Below are 15575 nucleotides of genomic sequence, written 5' to 3'. Positions count from 1 at the left end.
TGGTTGCACACACGCATCAACCGGCGGGTCGTACCGTCTGGGTTTGAAAAGGTTTCCGCTGCTGCGCCCGAGGGCATGAAGATGCGGGTGTCACTGGCCAGGGCGGAAGATGCTGCGCAACGCGCCGACGACGGCAGCGACGACGAATGCAAACACGATTGACGCACCAATCACGCAGATGCGAAACACGCCGCCGGCGATGACTCCCGTTGCCCTCAGAGGAGCGAATCGCCAACCAGTCTCGGAGTTCCCAGCGAGCCATAGCGCCCCTACGACAATCAAGCCGATGGCAACAAGTGCGATCACAATCGTTCACCTCCTACCTCGAGCCGGATTCAACACCAATCCAACGACATAGTTATTTCGCCGTAACCATGTGCAGTGGGCGTGCGTTCCCAATGCGTTTTCGAACTACCGTTGTGCTGCAGTGAGTTAGAACCTTCGATGTGTGCGGTAGTGAAGCCTGCGGCGCTAGCTCTGCTCGTTGGTTAGGCGATACTGCGCGCGCCCTCTCCGTCCGCCCCCGCGTCTCCATCTACCGAAGGCTCTGCAGACGCAGTTGATGTGGAAGCCCTAGGGCTCTCGAAACTCCCCTCCGTGCTGCTTGAGCCACCCGAGTCATCCTCTTCTGCCGAACGAACATCGGGCCTGCCGGTCGCACGTGACGCCATCGTCGACTTCACCAAGCGCGTCGCTTCCGGCACCGAAAGATCCACCAACGCTGCAATAGTCGCGTACGTTTCGCCACGCTTCTTGAGTTCGGCCAGTGCTTCGGCGCGCCGCTCACGAGCCGCATCCAGTTTGGCTTCTGCGTCCCGCCGCAACCGCTCGATCTTTGTGGTCACATCGTCGTTGATCTTTTGTTCGTCGCGGGTGGCATCGAAATACGAAATCAAGTCCTGCTCCTGATTCTTCAAACGCAACTGTGCGTCCGATAATCGCTTCGCATTCGCCCGCCGAGCCCGTTCCCGAGCGCTGACCGGTCCACCGTTCGAGGGAGTCATGCTGGACAGGCTACCGCCAAAATGCTGGCCGGCGAAAGGGTCATACGCGCCCACAGTCGCCCTGATTGATCGGTCCTGCTACAGCTTTCGTCCCTCATCGTCCATGCACGTTCTAATTCGTCCGAAATCTAGATACTATTGAATTCAAACTTCCTGTATTACTTCGCGAAATGCCAAACTAAACGCCACACACCTCTTGCACTATTAGTGTCCATGGGCGGAATCTGGGTACCATCGCGACTGTGCCGCGTGATTCGAGAGCAGAATTCGAGCGAGGTCGACCCGTGAGATCTAGTTGCATACCCGCTCGCCGGCGTCGGTGCCCACGATGATGACTGTCCACGCGCTGCACGCGGGCGACGGCTACACCTACCTCACCCGCGAGGTGGCCAGCGCCGACATTCGCCTCGAACGCGGCCAAGACCTCACCGACTATTACGCCGCCGAAGGCACCGAACCGGGCATCTGGGGAGGGCGGGCCTCGGCCGAACTTGGCATGTCCGGGTACGTCCGCGAGGACCAGATGAAGGCGCTGTTCGGTGAGGGCCTGCACCCGGAAGCCCAGGCGTTGATCGAGGCCGCCGTCGTCGACGGTACGAAGGCGAATGCGGCGATCGAGAGCGTGCGGCTCGGCCGCAAGTTCGCGAGCTTCCGCAACGAGGTGCCGCTGATGAAACGCATCCGCACCGAGATCGACAACGACCGCGCCGCAAGCGGAAAGCCGCTCACCGCGGAGCGGTGCCAGCAGATCCGCTACCGCGTCGGAGCCGACGAGTTCCACCGCGAAGTCGGCCGATCACCGGCCAGCGAAGCAGAGCTCGTCCGCTACATCGCCTCGCAGCAACGCCGCGAACGCCAACCCGTCGCCGGCTACGACTGCGTGTTCACTCCACAGAAATCGGTGTCCGTTCTCTGGGGGCTGGGCGACGACGACACCCGTGTCGCGATCGAGCACGCACACAGCGCCGCGGTCAGCGATGCCATCGGCTGGGTCGAGGACAACGCCTCCTACACCCGCGTCGGCAAAGCCGGTGTCGGACAGATCGAATCGACCGGCCTGATGTACACCCGGTTCGATCACCGCGACAACCGCAACGGTGACCCGAACCTGCACACCCATGTTGCGATCTCCACCAAAGTGCAAGGCGTCGACGGCAAATGGCGCAGCCTCGACGGGCGCGTGCTGCACAAGCTCGCCGTCGCCGCATCCGAGCGCTACAACACCCTCATCGAGGAGTACGTCACCCGCGAGCTGGGCACCGTGTTCGCCGACCGACCCGGCACCGGAATCAACAAACGCGCCGTCCGCGAAATCGAGGACATCCCCACCGCACTGCTCAGCGAGTTCTCCCGCCGCGACGCCATCGAGTCACGCCTGGAAAAGCTCGTCTCGGACTACCGCAAGACCAACGGCAAAGACCCCTCGACCTCGATGCAGATGCGCCTCGCCGACCAAGCGACCCTGGAGACGCGCAACGAGAAAGCACCCCCGAAAGCGCTCGGTGCCCAACGCGCGGAATGGCGCGAACGTGCACTCGACGTCGTCGGCCGACGCGCCCTGAACTCCGCACTGAAGACGAGCACGGGGAACACAATCACCGTCACCGATGCCGCCTCGACCGACCACCGCGAGATCGCCCGCACCGCAGTCGCACGCATCGCACAGCAACGCTCGAGCTGGAACCGCTGGCACATCCAAGCCGAAGTCCAACGACAACTACGGCCACTGGTGTTCGCCACCGCCGCCGAGCGGGACGCGGCCGCCGAGAAGGTCACCGAAGCCGCGCTCGGCAAAGAGTCGATTCGATTGACCCGGCAGGTGGACGCGACCCCGGCAGCGTTGCAGCGCAGCGACGGTGCGTCGATCCTGACCGTGCACGGCAACGAAACCTACACCAGCGCAGCGATCCTCGCCGCCGAACACCGCCTCGTCGGTGCCGCCCACACCCCGACCGCAGTCATGGCACCCGCCCACGCCTACACCGCCGCCCTCGCCGCGCACACCCAACGCAAAGGCTGGGACCTCGGCGCGGACAAGAAAGCACTCGTCGAGCACTTCCTGTTCTCCGGTGCCCTCCTGGCCGCCGGTGTCGGCCCGGCCGGCACCGGCAAGACCACCGCCATGCGCGTCGTCGTCGACGCCTGGCGCAGTACCGGATACGACGTGATCGCCCTCGGACCGTCCGCGAAAGCCGCCGGCGTCCTGGGCGACGAACTCGGTGTCACCGGCCGCACCATCGCCGACGTCCTCACCCGCTACGAGAACGAACTCGACACCGGCATCACCCCGGGCGCGATGATCCTCGTCGACGAAGCAGGCATGGCCTCGACACACGATCTGGACCGGCTGACCCACATCGCCGCCGAGCACGGCGCAGTGGTCCGACTGCTCGGCGACCCGCAGCAGCTCGCCGCCGTCGACACCGGAGGTGCACTGCGCCTGGTCGCCCGATCGAGCGCGGCACCGGAACTGGTCGACGTCCACCGCTTCCGCGACAAGGAAGAAGCCGAGATCTCGCTGCGACTGCGCGACGGTGATACCTCCGTCGCCGCCTGGTACGCCGCGAAAGACCGCGTCCAACACGGCATGGCCGATGACCTCGCTGAAAAGGTCTTCACCGCCTGGGCGAAGACCTCGGACACCGACACGACGTCGCTGATGATCGCCAGCAGCAACCACGCCGTCCGCGATCTCAACGACCGGGCCCGCACCGAACGACTCGCCAAGGGACTGGTCAAGAAAGGCGGCAACGACCTCTCCGACGGACTGCGCGCCAGCGCAGGGGACCGCATCGTCACCCGCCGCAACGGCACCAGCCTGCGCGTCACCGGCACACGAGGTGAACGAGTGCGCAACGGCGACCTGTGGACGGTCAAGACCGCGCACCGCGACGGGTCGCTGACCGTGCGCCACCTCGAACACGGCGGGAGCATCCGCCTGCCGGCCGACTACGTCAAGGAGTATTGCGAGCTCGGCTATGCCGCCACCATCCACCGGTCGCAAGGGATGACCGTCGACCAGGTCCACGTCCTCGTCGACGACACCATGAACCGGCAAGCTCTCTACGTCGCCCTCACACGCGGCCGTGACGGAAACCAGCTGTACGTGCCCATCGACCGGATCGTCGACCCGCACCTGATCCACGTGCATCCGGACAAGAAGATCGCCGACGAAGTCGTGCGGACCATCATCGGCCGCGACGGCTCTGACGTCTCGGCGACCGAAGAGCAGCGCGACGCCGCCGTCGCGCACCGCAAGCTCGACTACAACGTCGGCGGATACGAGTACGCGGGCGAACTCATCGACGCGCACCGTATCGAAGCGATCGTCCGCGAGAACATGGGTCCGGAGTTGGCTAACACGATGATCGCCGAAGCCGAATGGGACACCTTCGTCCACCAGTACCGCCGCGCCGAGCAGCTCGGGCTCGACGCCGCCCCGACCCTCGCCTCCGCCCGCTCGGAGCGCGAACTTGCCAGCGCCGACTCCGTCTCCGCCGTGATGCACTGGCGACTCGAGAAGCACATCGAGAACGGTGCGGACGAGATGCACGCGTGGGCGCAGAGCATCGAACCGACGCTGCGCACCCAATTCGGTGAGCACGCCGAGACCATCCTCGGCGACGACGGGGCGTGGCCAGACCTCGCCGCGCACCTACGCAATGCCGAACGCGCCGGCAAAGACCCCCAAGCCGCGATCGTGGAACTGCGGCGCGGTGTCACCGACCCCGACCCGAGTGCAGCGGATCTGCTCGACGACGCCGAACGGCGTTGGCCCCTCGGCCGAGAGGCACGCGACCACAGTGCCCCGAGCTGGGTGCTGCCGCCGATGCAGGACCGCGAGGGAATCGCCCCCGAACTCGTCGCCTGGAGCCGCCGCCGATACACCGAGATCGCCGAACGCACCCGCGAGCTCGGGCAGAACGCCGTCGACGAACAACCTGCCTGGACCCGCCACCTCGGCGAGGTTCCCGACTCCGGCGGTGCCCGACTGCACTGGCAGATAACCGCCGGCCAAGTCGGGGCCTACCGAGAACAGTTCGGCATCGACACCGACCGCACTCTCATCGGCGATCGACCCGAACACGGGAAGCGGCTCGCGCGTGGGATCAGGTCAACGCCCGCATCAAGACAGTCATCGCGCCCGCTCAGGTGCCCGCACACGCAGGCCCCGGACCGCAGTCGGCACCGACCCCGCAACCCGCGACACCCGATCCGATCGTCGACACCGACCGGGCACGCCGAGAGGCCGCGGAGCAGCGGGCGGCCGAACAACGCTGCCTCGCCGAGCAACGTAAAGCCGAACGCCGCGAACAACTTCGCCAACAACAAGCCCGACGACCCGGACCGACCCATGGGCTACGCATCTGAGACCCACGACCCGTACTTCCGCCCCAACATCGCCACCGAGCTAAATGCGTTGCGACGCCATTGTCTGGACCACCTTGCACGCGTCCTGTTTGCGACCCGAGGTGCATGGGTAGTGCGCACCTGTCTGCGGGCACTGGAGGTTGCGGCTTCGGTTACAGTGTCAGTATGTGTAGCGGTTTAGCTCGAACTAGATGGGTGGAGTTGTGAGGTGGTGAGGGTCGGGAAGCCGCTTCCTCTGGTCCTCGCGGCTTTCGAGGCGCGATTTGACGAAGTTTTAAGTCCGGATGCGTTCGAGCGTACGGCCGAGGCGCTGTTTGCGGGGGTGGAGTACTTCCTGCCCGATGCCAACTGGTCAGGTTCTGCTGCTGGTTCACAAGTCGCGTCTGCGAGGTACACGACGAGGACTGCTGAATTCCTCGACCGAGATCGCAGTAGAGCCGTCAGCATTCGGCCTGAATTGATCCGACTGGAGGTGGGTCTGTACGACGGGCACGACCGCTTCCGGGATTTTGTGTCTCAGGTTGTAGTCGCATTGGAGGAGGTTGGAACCGTAGCTTCGCTGCGTCGAGTTGGTTTCAGGACTGTGGACGAAATTTCTCTGCCCTGGTCAGGCAGAGATCCTCGACAGTGGAAAGGTATGATTGCCGAGCCGTTGCTCGCTCCCCTAGAGCTCTTTGGTAATTCTCCTGACTTTCGCCGACTGTCAGGTCGTTTACAGTTTTCTCTAAGTGATGAGCATGAGATCAATCTGAATTACGGTGCGCTTCCCAGTCCTGCTCTTCGTATAAGTCCGGCCAGACTCCGGACGCGGCCCCGAAAGTCTCCCGGTGGAGTTTTCATGATTGATATTGACAGCTACTCCGAACGCTCACTTTCAGCCGACCAGGTGACAGTGGATCATGTGCTCAAAGAGCTGCAGGCGCCTATCGATGGGATATTCAAGGCATGCGTAACTGACTTGTATGAAGGATACCATCGACGTGTTCCGGGAGAGTCAGTTGCTAGTTCATTTGAAAATATCGGAGAGGAGAATTGATGTCGCGCCATTCAAAGTTGGACCGTGATGATCTGGTATCCGCCGATGATTCGACGTCCGAGCCAGATCCTAGTGCGTCGGATTTCGACTGGAACCAGGATCTTGCGGGAACCGCCCAGAATGCCGTAGACGTGGCCGGGACACTTCGCGATCAGGTCGGTCACCTCAGTGAAGACATCACCGGGACTCACCGCGAGGCCTTCGCAACGTCTTTGCGGGCACGTTCTAATACAAAGTCGAGAAAGTCTGCGATCGAGTTGCTTTCGTCGTTGTCCGACGACCGGGGGTTTGGATGGGCATCAATTGCTGACTTACTGCAAATCAGTGTTCCCGCACTCAGGAAATGGCGCAAATCAGGCGGCGTATCTGGGCCGAACAGAGCTCGATTAAACCAGCTGAGCGCATTTTTTGACACATTGTCGCAGTACGCAATCGACGACGTTGCAGCGTGGATGGATACGCCTGTTCTGCCCAGGGACTTCTACATCACCCCTCGATGGTTGTACGCCCGCTACGACGATGCTCCGGTAGCGCTTTTGGAGTACGCAGCGCAGGCAGGGATGGACCCCCACATGCTTTTAGACTTCCTGGACCCGACTCTTCGGTCGACTGCGGCTAGGGTCGAACACGACCTGGTGGTTGAAGTCGACGGGTCCGTCTCGATCCATAGGACATAGCGTGGTTGATTTATGGGCACCTCGCCGAGACGAGGACCTGTGGCTTGCGAAAGGGCCAGAGGAGCTGAACCCCAACCGGCCCATCTTGACGGGAGACGTCTTCCACCTTGGACCCATCCCTGGCGTCGACGAAACTGAGAGCCACGGGTCCGAGTTGGCGATGGTTGTATCGCATCCGTGCGCCATGCGCGACGGCCCGGTTCTGAAGCCTCGAGTCGAGGTTGTGAGGATTCTGCAAGGTACTCCGGTTCCCGGAAGTGCTTGGAACTTGCACAAAACCAAGCTCCCGCTACCGGGTTTGGCAGGTATGGGTTTGACGGAGGGAAATGAGTTCTACGCTGCGCTCGACTTAGCAGGTCGTGTTCCGAGCGCCAAGTTGGAGGTCTTTTCGAGGAAAGCCTGTCTGTCTGAGTCAGGCATAGCGGCGCTGTTGCAGAGGCGTACATGGCGGCAGACGCAGTATGTTGCTGAGCATGAGTCGTTCATGCTCAGCAATGCACACGTGTTTATTGAGGCTGAATTGCACGAGGAATGGTGCGATGAGTTGCTTGGCGAATTGCCCGCTTCTGTTGACGGCGAGAGGCTGCGAAGTGCTCAGCTGCTCGCGGAAGAGGCAGTAGCTTTCGATGAGGTATTAAGTAGGCCGCGCGAGCTGGCGGGACGAAAGAAGCGAACGCATACATGCAGGGAAGACCTGCAGAATATTAGCAATCGGAGCGCTGCTCGGACGATTGTACGAAGAGAGACCAAGGAAACGCGAAAGGCTCGTGACCGCGCGAAACACGAACCAGAAGACCTCACTCAACAGGAATCAACCCCAGGTCCACTCCCGCATCGACCCAGCGCCGCCGACCCTAAAGGTGGCAACGATGACGGCGCAGGAGGAGTTGGCACGACGACCGGAGAGCCGAAAACAGCTTCGGGTGCAGACCAAGACTTTCGGCCGCCTATGGAGTTCGACGGAATCGACCCCAACGACGGGGCCGATGTATCGGAAACTGGTACGAGCTAAGCGAATTCGCGGGCTGAGGGTCTCATCGATGTCTAGTGGTGAAGTCCATGGGCCCGATGGGATGGGCGTTCATCTCGACGGTATGGATCGCACATCTAGGGTTGAAGGTCAATTCCAACGAGGTGTCCAACTCTTCATCCGAGCGTTAAAGGTCCAATGTTGGTTCTCGAAGAATATCGGGCTGGCGGGATCGGCGGGGTCGAGCGGTTCGGCGAGGCCGGAGTCGATGGCCATGTCCATGTCGTCGGCGGAGATGGTGCGCACTTCCTCGGCCGCGGTGACGTCGACGACCGGTGCCGGCGGGGTCGGCGATGGTTCGGGGCGGGCGTCGACGATGGCGTCGACGAACTCCTCGACGCCGGCGAGCGTGGCCGACGGCAACGGGCGGTGTGCGCACCGATTGTGGGTGCAACTGTCGAAGTCCGAGATGTCACGGATACGCGCCAAGAGCGGCCGAAACCATTGGGTGTGCCAGGCGGTGAGGTCGTCCCGGTACCCGTCACCGCGATAGTAGGCATCGGTCCACGCCGCCATCAGGGCGCTCAGTTCCTCGACGACGGGATCGTGGCGGTACCAGCACGGCGGGATCTTGGTGCCGAGCTCGTAGCGCTCACGCAGCCACGTGGTCCAGTCGATCAGCTCCGACCACAGGGCCCGCGCCTGTTCGGCGTCGAGGTAGCGCCAGGTGAACCGTGACGGCACCAATTCTTCTTGCTCGGCCTGCGGTGCGGTCACGACAGCGTCGTCCCGTCACCGACCTTGTCGAGCACCACCGCGCCGGACTCGGCCTCGGCACGAGGTGCGGTGCCCGATGCCACGATCTCGTCGAACACCTTTTGGGATTGCAGCACCGCGGCACGTGATGGTTTCTCGTCCCACACCGTCGGCAGGTGCACCAGGATCGGCGGCGCGGTCCGGTAGATCAGCAGGCCTTGGTCGGGGTCCATCTGGCGGATCTGCGCCGGCGACATCACCGGTACCTCTCGTAGCGTCGGGCCGGACTGGGCGTTGCCGGAGGGCTGCCACTCGTATCGGTCGCCGAGCATCTTCGAGATCGCCCGCAGCTCATCGCCTTTGAGGCCGGGCAGGATCAGGCGCGCGGGGGAGTTGTCGGCGAACATCTTGCCGGCGACGGCGCCCCAGCGGAGCTTGTTCTGCTCTTCGTTGTGGGCGTAGGCGTGGATGGTGATGCCTCGGCCGCCCGAGTCCGACATCAGATCCGGCAGGCCCGGGATCGGGGCGACGTTGTTGACTTCGTCGAGCTCGAACCGGATCGGGGGATCGAATCGGCCACCGGGCAAGGACTGCGAGTGGCGATCGGCGAGGTAGTGCACTTCGCTGGCCAGGGCCGCGATGAACGGTGCCGCAGAATTGTCCTTGCCCTTCGACACCAGATACAGCGTGTCCGCGCCGGATCGAATGAACTCGTTGATGTCGAACGACTCGCGCATCGGTACATCGATCGCCTTGAGCAATGCGGGGGAGGCGAGCGGGGCGAGGAGTCTGCTGGCCGCGCCGATCATGTCGTCGGAGGAATCCGATCCCGAGTCGAGGATCTGGCCTAGTTCGGCTTCCCAGCCGGGCGTCGTCCGCATCAAGATCTCGCGTGGTTCGCGGCCTTTACGCGAGTTCACCCATACGCGCAGCGTGGCCAGGTCCGCGCCGCTGATCGCGGCGGCGTGCAGGTAGCAGCGCAGCAGCACTACTGCCTTGTCCTCCCAGTAGCCGCCGTTCTTGGTGTCTCCCATCGGTATTGCCGACACCAAGCTCTGTGCGCGGCGGATCGCCACGTCCGGATCCTGGCAACCGGAGAGGATCGACCAGCGGATCGGATCGGGCCATCCGGTGATGTTGTCCGGATCGAAGATCGATACCCGCCCGAGCGCGGCGCGGTGCTCGTACGTTGCCGAGATCAGGTCTACTTTCGTCGAGGTCACCAGCAGTGGACCGGGTGCGTCCATGGAACGCTGATACGCTACGCGCCAGGTCTTACCCGAGCCGGTGACGCCCTCGACGAGCATGCAGTCGTTCTGTTTGATGTAGACGACCCTGTCGGGGTCGACCATGTTGCGGCCCAACGCGATCGCGACCTCGCTCGAATCAAGTCTCGAGGCCCGCGTGCCCTTCAACGACGAACGGGTGGCGACGGCAGCGGTGCGGACACTCTTCTCGTCGATGCCTGCTCGGGTGAGTTCACGTCGGCCAGCGAATCCACGTTGCGCCTGATCGCGGTGGTGCTGCCAGTCGTCGATCTCGGAGTTGATCCACAGGGCCACAGCGGTATACAGCGCACCGAGCACCAGAATGCACACCCAGGTCACCCACGCCGGGCCCGGCTGCGCGGTCGCCGGCCACGCGGCCGCGGGGTCCGACGGGTTCGTGACCAGTCCGCGGAAGATCGAGAACAGCTCAGCGAGGCTGGTGGGCATCGCGATCACCGTGCCCGAGACCAGCGAGGAGACCATGCCGCCGCCGGCGACAGCGAACACCAGCCCAACGATCAGAGCGGCACCGACCCAGACCTCGGACGGAACGAACGGATCGCTGGGCCTACGGGGAGGGGATTGCATCGCACTCATCGAACTGTCCTGTCGTTGGTGGAAGGGACACGGCGGGAATAGCTTTCGAGCACATGCAGCTCGGCGGCGAGACCGACAGCGCAGTCCGCGTCGGCCACCGGGTCGAGGGCGGCGAGGTTGGCTCGTAGTCGGGTGATCCGGATGTACCGGGCCACCGCGGCGGCGTCGGTATCGGAGATCGGGACGGGATGGGTTATCTCGTACAGCCCCTGGTCGGGGAGGTATGTCGCGGTGGCCGGGGTGCGTTGACCACTGCGCTCGGTGATCGAGCGGGCGAGGTCGTGCGCGAGGTCCGGTGCCCACTGTCCGAGCGGGAGCGTCGAGTTCGGCAGCGGGTCGGGCCGAGTCGAGAGCACACGCACATCGACGCCGGCTTCAGCACTCACGCGGCCATCGGGGCCGACGCCGCCCTGCCACTGGATCGGCAGGGCGACCTCGTCGACGGCGGCACGCAGGTAGCCCGGTGCCGGTATCCGCGCTGTGCGGATGCCGGCGCTGTAGGCCGGGATGGCGGCGAGCGTGCAGTCGATCTCGCCCGCGGTACCGGACACACAGACGTCGTCGGCGCCGTCGGAGACTGGAGTGATGGTGATGGTGACGGTGATGTCGGGCCAGTCGAGGCCGGCGGCATGGCTGACGGCGAATCGTGCTGCAGCGGAGGGGGATGCGAACCGCCCCTCCCTGCTCGAACAGGTGTCGATGCGGTTGCCCTGGTGCGTGTTCCGCGTTATCAGAGGCTGCGAACGCCGGTTGCTTGCGGGCGCTTGATGCCCTGACCGATCTCGAATTCCACGCGCTGACCTTCATCCAGGTTGCGAAAACCTTGCCCCTCGATCTCGGAGTAATGGACGAACACGTCGGATCCGCCACCCTCCTGCTCGATGACGCCGAAGCCCCTCTCCCCGTTGAACCACTTCACGGTGCCGTTCGCCATAACCACTTACCCTTCGTGCTCAAAGTCGCGTCATCACCTTTCGGGTATCTCTGCGGAGTGGTTTAGCACCTCGAAGAGATAGCCGGCCTACATTTCACTTACAACAATGGTGTTTAGAGCGCTTTAAGCTCCTCGATCACAGAGTTGACCGACTTCTTGGCGTCGCCGAACAACATGGAGGTGCGGTCGGCTGTGAACAGCGGGTTGTCGATGCCTGCGTAGCCGGAGCTCATCGAGCGCTTGAGCACGATCACCGAGCGCGACTCGTCGACGTTCAGGATTGGCATGCCATGGATCGGGCTGGACGGGTCGTTGCGCGCGGCCGGGTTGGTGACGTCGTTGGCACCGATCACGATGGTGACGTCGGTGCGTGAGAACTCGCCGTTGATGTCGTCCATTTCTTTCATCGCGTCGTAGTCGACGTCGGCTTCGGCCAAAAGCACGTTCATGTGCCCTGGCATACGGCCCGCTACGGGGTGGATGGCGTATTTCACCTCAACGCCCTTGCTTTCGAGGATTGCCGCCATGTCCTTTACTGCGTGCTGGGCCTGCGCGACGGCAAGGCCGTAACCGGGGACGACGATGACCTGCGAGGCGTAGGCCATCTGGATCGCTGCATCCGCTGCTGACGTTGCTTTGACGACGCCGCCGGATGTGTCTGCTCCGATAGCGGCGTCGGCACCGCCGCCTCCGAACGATCCGAACACGATCGCCGGAATGGACCGGTTCATTGCTGTTGCCATCAGGTTGGTCAGGATCGAGCCCGAGGCACCGACGATCGTGCCTGCCACGATCATCGCTGTGTTGTCGAGTGCGAGACCGGCAGCCGCAGCGGAGAGACCTGTCAGAGCGTTGAGCAGCGAGATCACCACGGGCATATCGGCGCCGCCGATCGGGAAGACCACTAACAGGCCCATCAGACCGGCAGCGACGAGCAGCAGCACGATGAACAGGACCGAGGTGCCATGACCCGGGGTGGATTCGATTCCTATGTAGATCGCGACCGCCACGGCGAGTATCAGCAGGACGATGTTGGTCAGCTGGAAGGTTCGTGCGTTCTTGACGAACGCCTTTTCCACGTTCTTGTTGAGCAGTTCCTGCAACTTGAGGAACGCCACCAGCGAGCCCCAGAACGACACCGAACCGATCACGGCAGCGAACAAGGATCCGACGACGATGTGGACCGTCGGTTCTTCACCGTGCTGGAATGCCGAGAATCCGTCGGTCTCGATGAACTCGGCCCACGCGATCAACGCCACTGTGCCGCCGCCGACACCGTTGAACAGTGCCACTAGCTGCGGCATTGCCGTCATCTTGGTGCGCTTGGCCGGTGGAACTCCGAGGAGCACACCGATCGCCAGGCCCGCGGCGATGAGGATCCAGTTGATCGCGGCGGCGTCGCGCACCTCGATCAGCGTTGCGATCACAGCGATTCCCATACCGACGGCGGCGATCCAGTTGCCGCGCACGGCGGTCTTCGGACCGGTCAGACCCATCAGGCCGTAGATGAACATGCCGAAAGCGACGATGTAGAGAATGTTGACAAGGTTGTTCATCAGGAGTCGGCACCCTTCTCGGTCTTGGCGGGCACCGGCTTGGACTTGAACATGCTGAGCATGCGGTCGGTGACCAGGAACCCGCCGACGACGTTGAGCGTGCCGAAGATCAGCGCGACGAACGCAATGATGCGCACGCCCCACGACGCGTCCTCCGGCAAGCGACCGAGGACGATGAGCGCGCCGAGCACGACGATGCCGTGAATGGCGTTGGTGCCCGACATCAACGGCGTGTGCAGAGTGTTGGGAACTTTGGAGATGACCGCGAAGCCGACGAAGCCGGCCAGCACAAGAATCGCGATGTTCGCGAGAAGTGGGGTGTACATCAATACTCACTGTCCGGAATCAGGGAACGCGATGCCGCGTCCAATTCAAGGCTGAGATGCCGAGCTTCGAGGGGCTTGCTGAGGGCAGAAACCAGGTGGCCGACAAGTGACGTCAACCGGTCGGCCATTGCTTTCGCGGGACGTCCGAGAGAAGTCACTTCAGCCAGCATTTGCGGTCTCGCTTTGCTCGTCCGGTTCCGCTCTGGTCACACAGGACTGTGCTATGACCTCGTCGGAGAAGTCGGGTGCGAGGGCACCGTTCTCGTCGAGCAGCAACTCGAGCAGTGCAGATACGTTCTTTGAGTACAGCTCGCTTGCGTGCTCGGGCATCGTTGAGGGCAGGTTCAGCGGCGAGGCGATCGTGACGTCGTGCTTGACGACGGTCTGGCCCGGTTCGGTCAGCTCGCAGTTGCCGCCGGTCTCACCTGCGAGGTCGACGACCACACTTCCGGGCTTCATGCCCTCGACCGCTGCGGCAGTGACCAGACGAGGCGCGGGACGACCCGGCACCAATGCGGTGGTGATGACGACATCGAAGCCCTTGATGGCCTCTTCGAGAGCCTGCTGCTGCTGGGCGCGCTCGTCTTCGGTCAGTTCACGCGCATACCCACCTTCGCCAGCGGCATCGATGCCGAGATCGAGCCACTGAGCACCCACCGAACGCACCTGATCGGCAACCTCGGGACGCACGTCGTACCCGGTCGGTCGACCGCCGAGACGCTTCGCCGTGGCCAGTGCCTGCAGACCGGCGACACCGACGCCGAGCACAAGTACTGTCGCCGGCTTCACCGTGCCCGCGGCAGTGGTGAGCATCGGGAAGAACCGAGTGGACTCCGACGCCGCCAGAATCACTGCCTTGTAACCCGCGACGTTCGCTTGCGAGGACAATGCGTCCATCACCTGGGCACGAGAGATACGCGGAATTGCCTCGACGGCGAATGCCTGCACTCCTGCTGCGGCGAGCGCCTCGATCTTGTTGTCGGCGTTACGAGGTGCGAGGAAGCCGATCAACGTCGTACCCGGCGACAATTTCGCTATTTCGGCGTCGGTGGGAGGGGCAACTTTCACCACCACGTCGGCAGACCACGGGTCGCCGATCTCGGCTCCTGCTTCGACGTACAACTGATCCGGAATGAGGGCGGACAGACCGGCCCCCGACTCGACAACAACCGCCACACCCCTGCCGATCAAGGAGCCAACAATCTTGGGAACCAGAGCCACACGGCGTTCACCGTCCGATGACTCGCGGAGGACGCCGACTTTGGTGTGTCTCGTAATTCTTGGATCAGCGGTCATAGGGTTGCTTTCTGATCAGAGCGAGTTTGTAGAAATGTAGGAACGAAATAATGTTTGAGCGAGCTCATTTAGGCCGGCATATGTCCGCAAAGAAGTCAGCGGTCCAGGTATCCACCGTCGACGGGAACATGTGCCCCGGGTTGCGAAGGCCACCGCTGAAATGCACAGGAAGACGATCATGGATGCTTTTCCATTGATCGAGCCAATCGACCTAGCGGCTGGATTGCAGCCGCAGCATCAAGCTTGGCCGGATCTCTGTTCGCGAGGGGCGGACGGTCCAAATATCTGGTACCCACGGAATTGACTAAGATGTTATTGGCTGTGTCGTCCAAAGCTGCCGTTCGAGACAGACCGACGAGGGCATGTTCCGACGCAACGCATGTAGTGTGTGCAAGGAGGCAGAGAGTCCAGCGTGAAATGTTGTGCGAGATCTGGTGTGTGCTGAATTGACTTACTTTCGCAGGCGTCGAACCTGTGCAAGATGTGAATTGCACAGTCGATATAATTCGATCACTTTTGTCTCGTTCAGATCTTGCGGACGCGCTCCGGAATCAAGAAACGCCTGCAAGCGTGAGTAGAATTGCACAGCCGATAGTCCGAATCCAACCATAATGTCTTCGTCAGACCCCCCTCCCCACGGGAGCCACTTTAAAGCGAAATCCAAAATAGCTCTGTCTGATTTCAGGAGCATGTTTACTCTTTCGGGTCATAGTTTCATAAAATCGATCAGAAATGTGCGAAGTCCGACCGATCAACGGCAAATGCTTTACCTCTTCCGAGAGCT

At 62.6% G+C, this 15575-nt stretch carries 12 protein-coding genes; 2 read left to right on the top strand and 10 right to left on the bottom strand.

Features of this window, described 5'->3' with window-relative positions; all coding sequences use genetic code 11:
- Positions 1 to 488: 488 nt before the first annotated feature.
- The gene (locus CH305_RS01540) at positions 489 to 1004 is read right to left on the bottom strand and encodes a hypothetical protein (protein WP_094702381.1); all 516 of its coding nucleotides are present in this window, start codon (positions 1002 to 1004) and stop codon (positions 489 to 491) included.
- Between the two features lie 328 nt (positions 1005 to 1332).
- On the opposite strand from CH305_RS01540, the gene mobF reads away from it, so the two are divergent.
- Entirely contained in the window at positions 1333 to 5556 is a 4224-nt protein-coding gene (gene mobF / locus CH305_RS01535) for a MobF family relaxase (protein ID WP_256983446.1), read from the top strand.
- A 30-nt stretch (positions 5557 to 5586) separates the two neighbouring features.
- Positions 5587 to 6411 carry a TIGR04255 family protein gene (locus CH305_RS01530; RefSeq protein WP_179278144.1) on the top strand — a complete coding sequence of 275 codons (825 nt, stop codon included), beginning with the start codon at positions 5587 to 5589 and terminating at the stop codon, positions 6409 to 6411.
- Positions 6412 to 6422: 11 nt separating this feature from the next.
- On the opposite strand, the gene CH305_RS01525 is transcribed toward CH305_RS01530, so the two are convergent.
- The 9 genes from CH305_RS01525 to CH305_RS29720 form a co-directional block, all read right to left on the bottom strand.
- Positions 6423 to 6602 carry a hypothetical protein gene (locus CH305_RS01525; RefSeq protein WP_094702250.1) on the bottom strand — a complete coding sequence of 60 codons (180 nt, stop codon included), beginning with the start codon at positions 6600 to 6602 and terminating at the stop codon, positions 6423 to 6425.
- Between the two features lie 1606 nt (positions 6603 to 8208).
- Positions 8209 to 8835, bottom strand: coding sequence for a DUF4913 domain-containing protein (locus tag CH305_RS01510; protein WP_094702244.1), 627 nt, complete (start codon positions 8833 to 8835; stop codon positions 8209 to 8211).
- Positions 8832 to 10679, bottom strand: coding sequence for a type IV secretory system conjugative DNA transfer family protein (locus CH305_RS01505; RefSeq protein ID WP_094702241.1), 1848 nt, complete (start codon positions 10677 to 10679; stop codon positions 8832 to 8834). The genes CH305_RS01510 and CH305_RS01505 overlap by 4 nt, the downstream gene beginning before the upstream one ends.
- Positions 10676 to 11230, bottom strand: a complete 555-nt coding sequence (locus CH305_RS01500) for a hypothetical protein (RefSeq protein WP_094702239.1) — start codon at positions 11228 to 11230, stop codon at positions 10676 to 10678. The genes CH305_RS01505 and CH305_RS01500 overlap by 4 nt, the downstream gene beginning before the upstream one ends.
- A gap of 179 nt (positions 11231 to 11409) precedes the next feature.
- A complete protein-coding gene (locus CH305_RS01495) occupies positions 11410 to 11613 on the bottom strand; it encodes a cold-shock protein (RefSeq protein WP_037192129.1) in 204 nt (67 codons plus the stop codon).
- A 113-nt stretch (positions 11614 to 11726) separates the two neighbouring features.
- Complete coding sequence (locus CH305_RS01490) at positions 11727 to 13169, bottom strand: NAD(P)(+) transhydrogenase (Re/Si-specific) subunit beta (RefSeq protein ID WP_094702237.1); 1443 nt, start codon at positions 13167 to 13169, stop codon at positions 11727 to 11729.
- Positions 13169 to 13495, bottom strand: coding sequence for an NAD(P) transhydrogenase subunit alpha (locus tag CH305_RS01485; protein ID WP_094702235.1), 327 nt, complete (start codon positions 13493 to 13495; stop codon positions 13169 to 13171). Before CH305_RS01485 ends, CH305_RS01490 begins: the two co-directional genes overlap by 1 nt.
- 159 nt (positions 13496 to 13654) lie before the next feature.
- Positions 13655 to 14791 (bottom strand): Re/Si-specific NAD(P)(+) transhydrogenase subunit alpha, encoded by a 1137-nt coding sequence (locus CH305_RS01480; RefSeq protein ID WP_094702233.1) that lies wholly within the window; start codon positions 14789 to 14791, stop codon positions 13655 to 13657.
- 451 nt (positions 14792 to 15242) lie between these two features.
- Entirely contained in the window at positions 15243 to 15482 is a 240-nt protein-coding gene (locus CH305_RS29720; protein WP_082323718.1) for a DUF3263 domain-containing protein, read from the bottom strand.
- Positions 15483 to 15575 lie beyond the last annotated feature (93 nt).

It is taken from the genome of Rhodococcus sp. 15-649-2-2, from assembly GCF_002258645.1.
In the GTDB taxonomy this organism is placed as follows: domain Bacteria; phylum Actinomycetota; class Actinomycetes; order Mycobacteriales; family Mycobacteriaceae; genus Rhodococcoides.
Note: the sequence above shows the minus strand (reverse complement) of the source record. Positions and strands in the feature narration are given on the sequence as shown.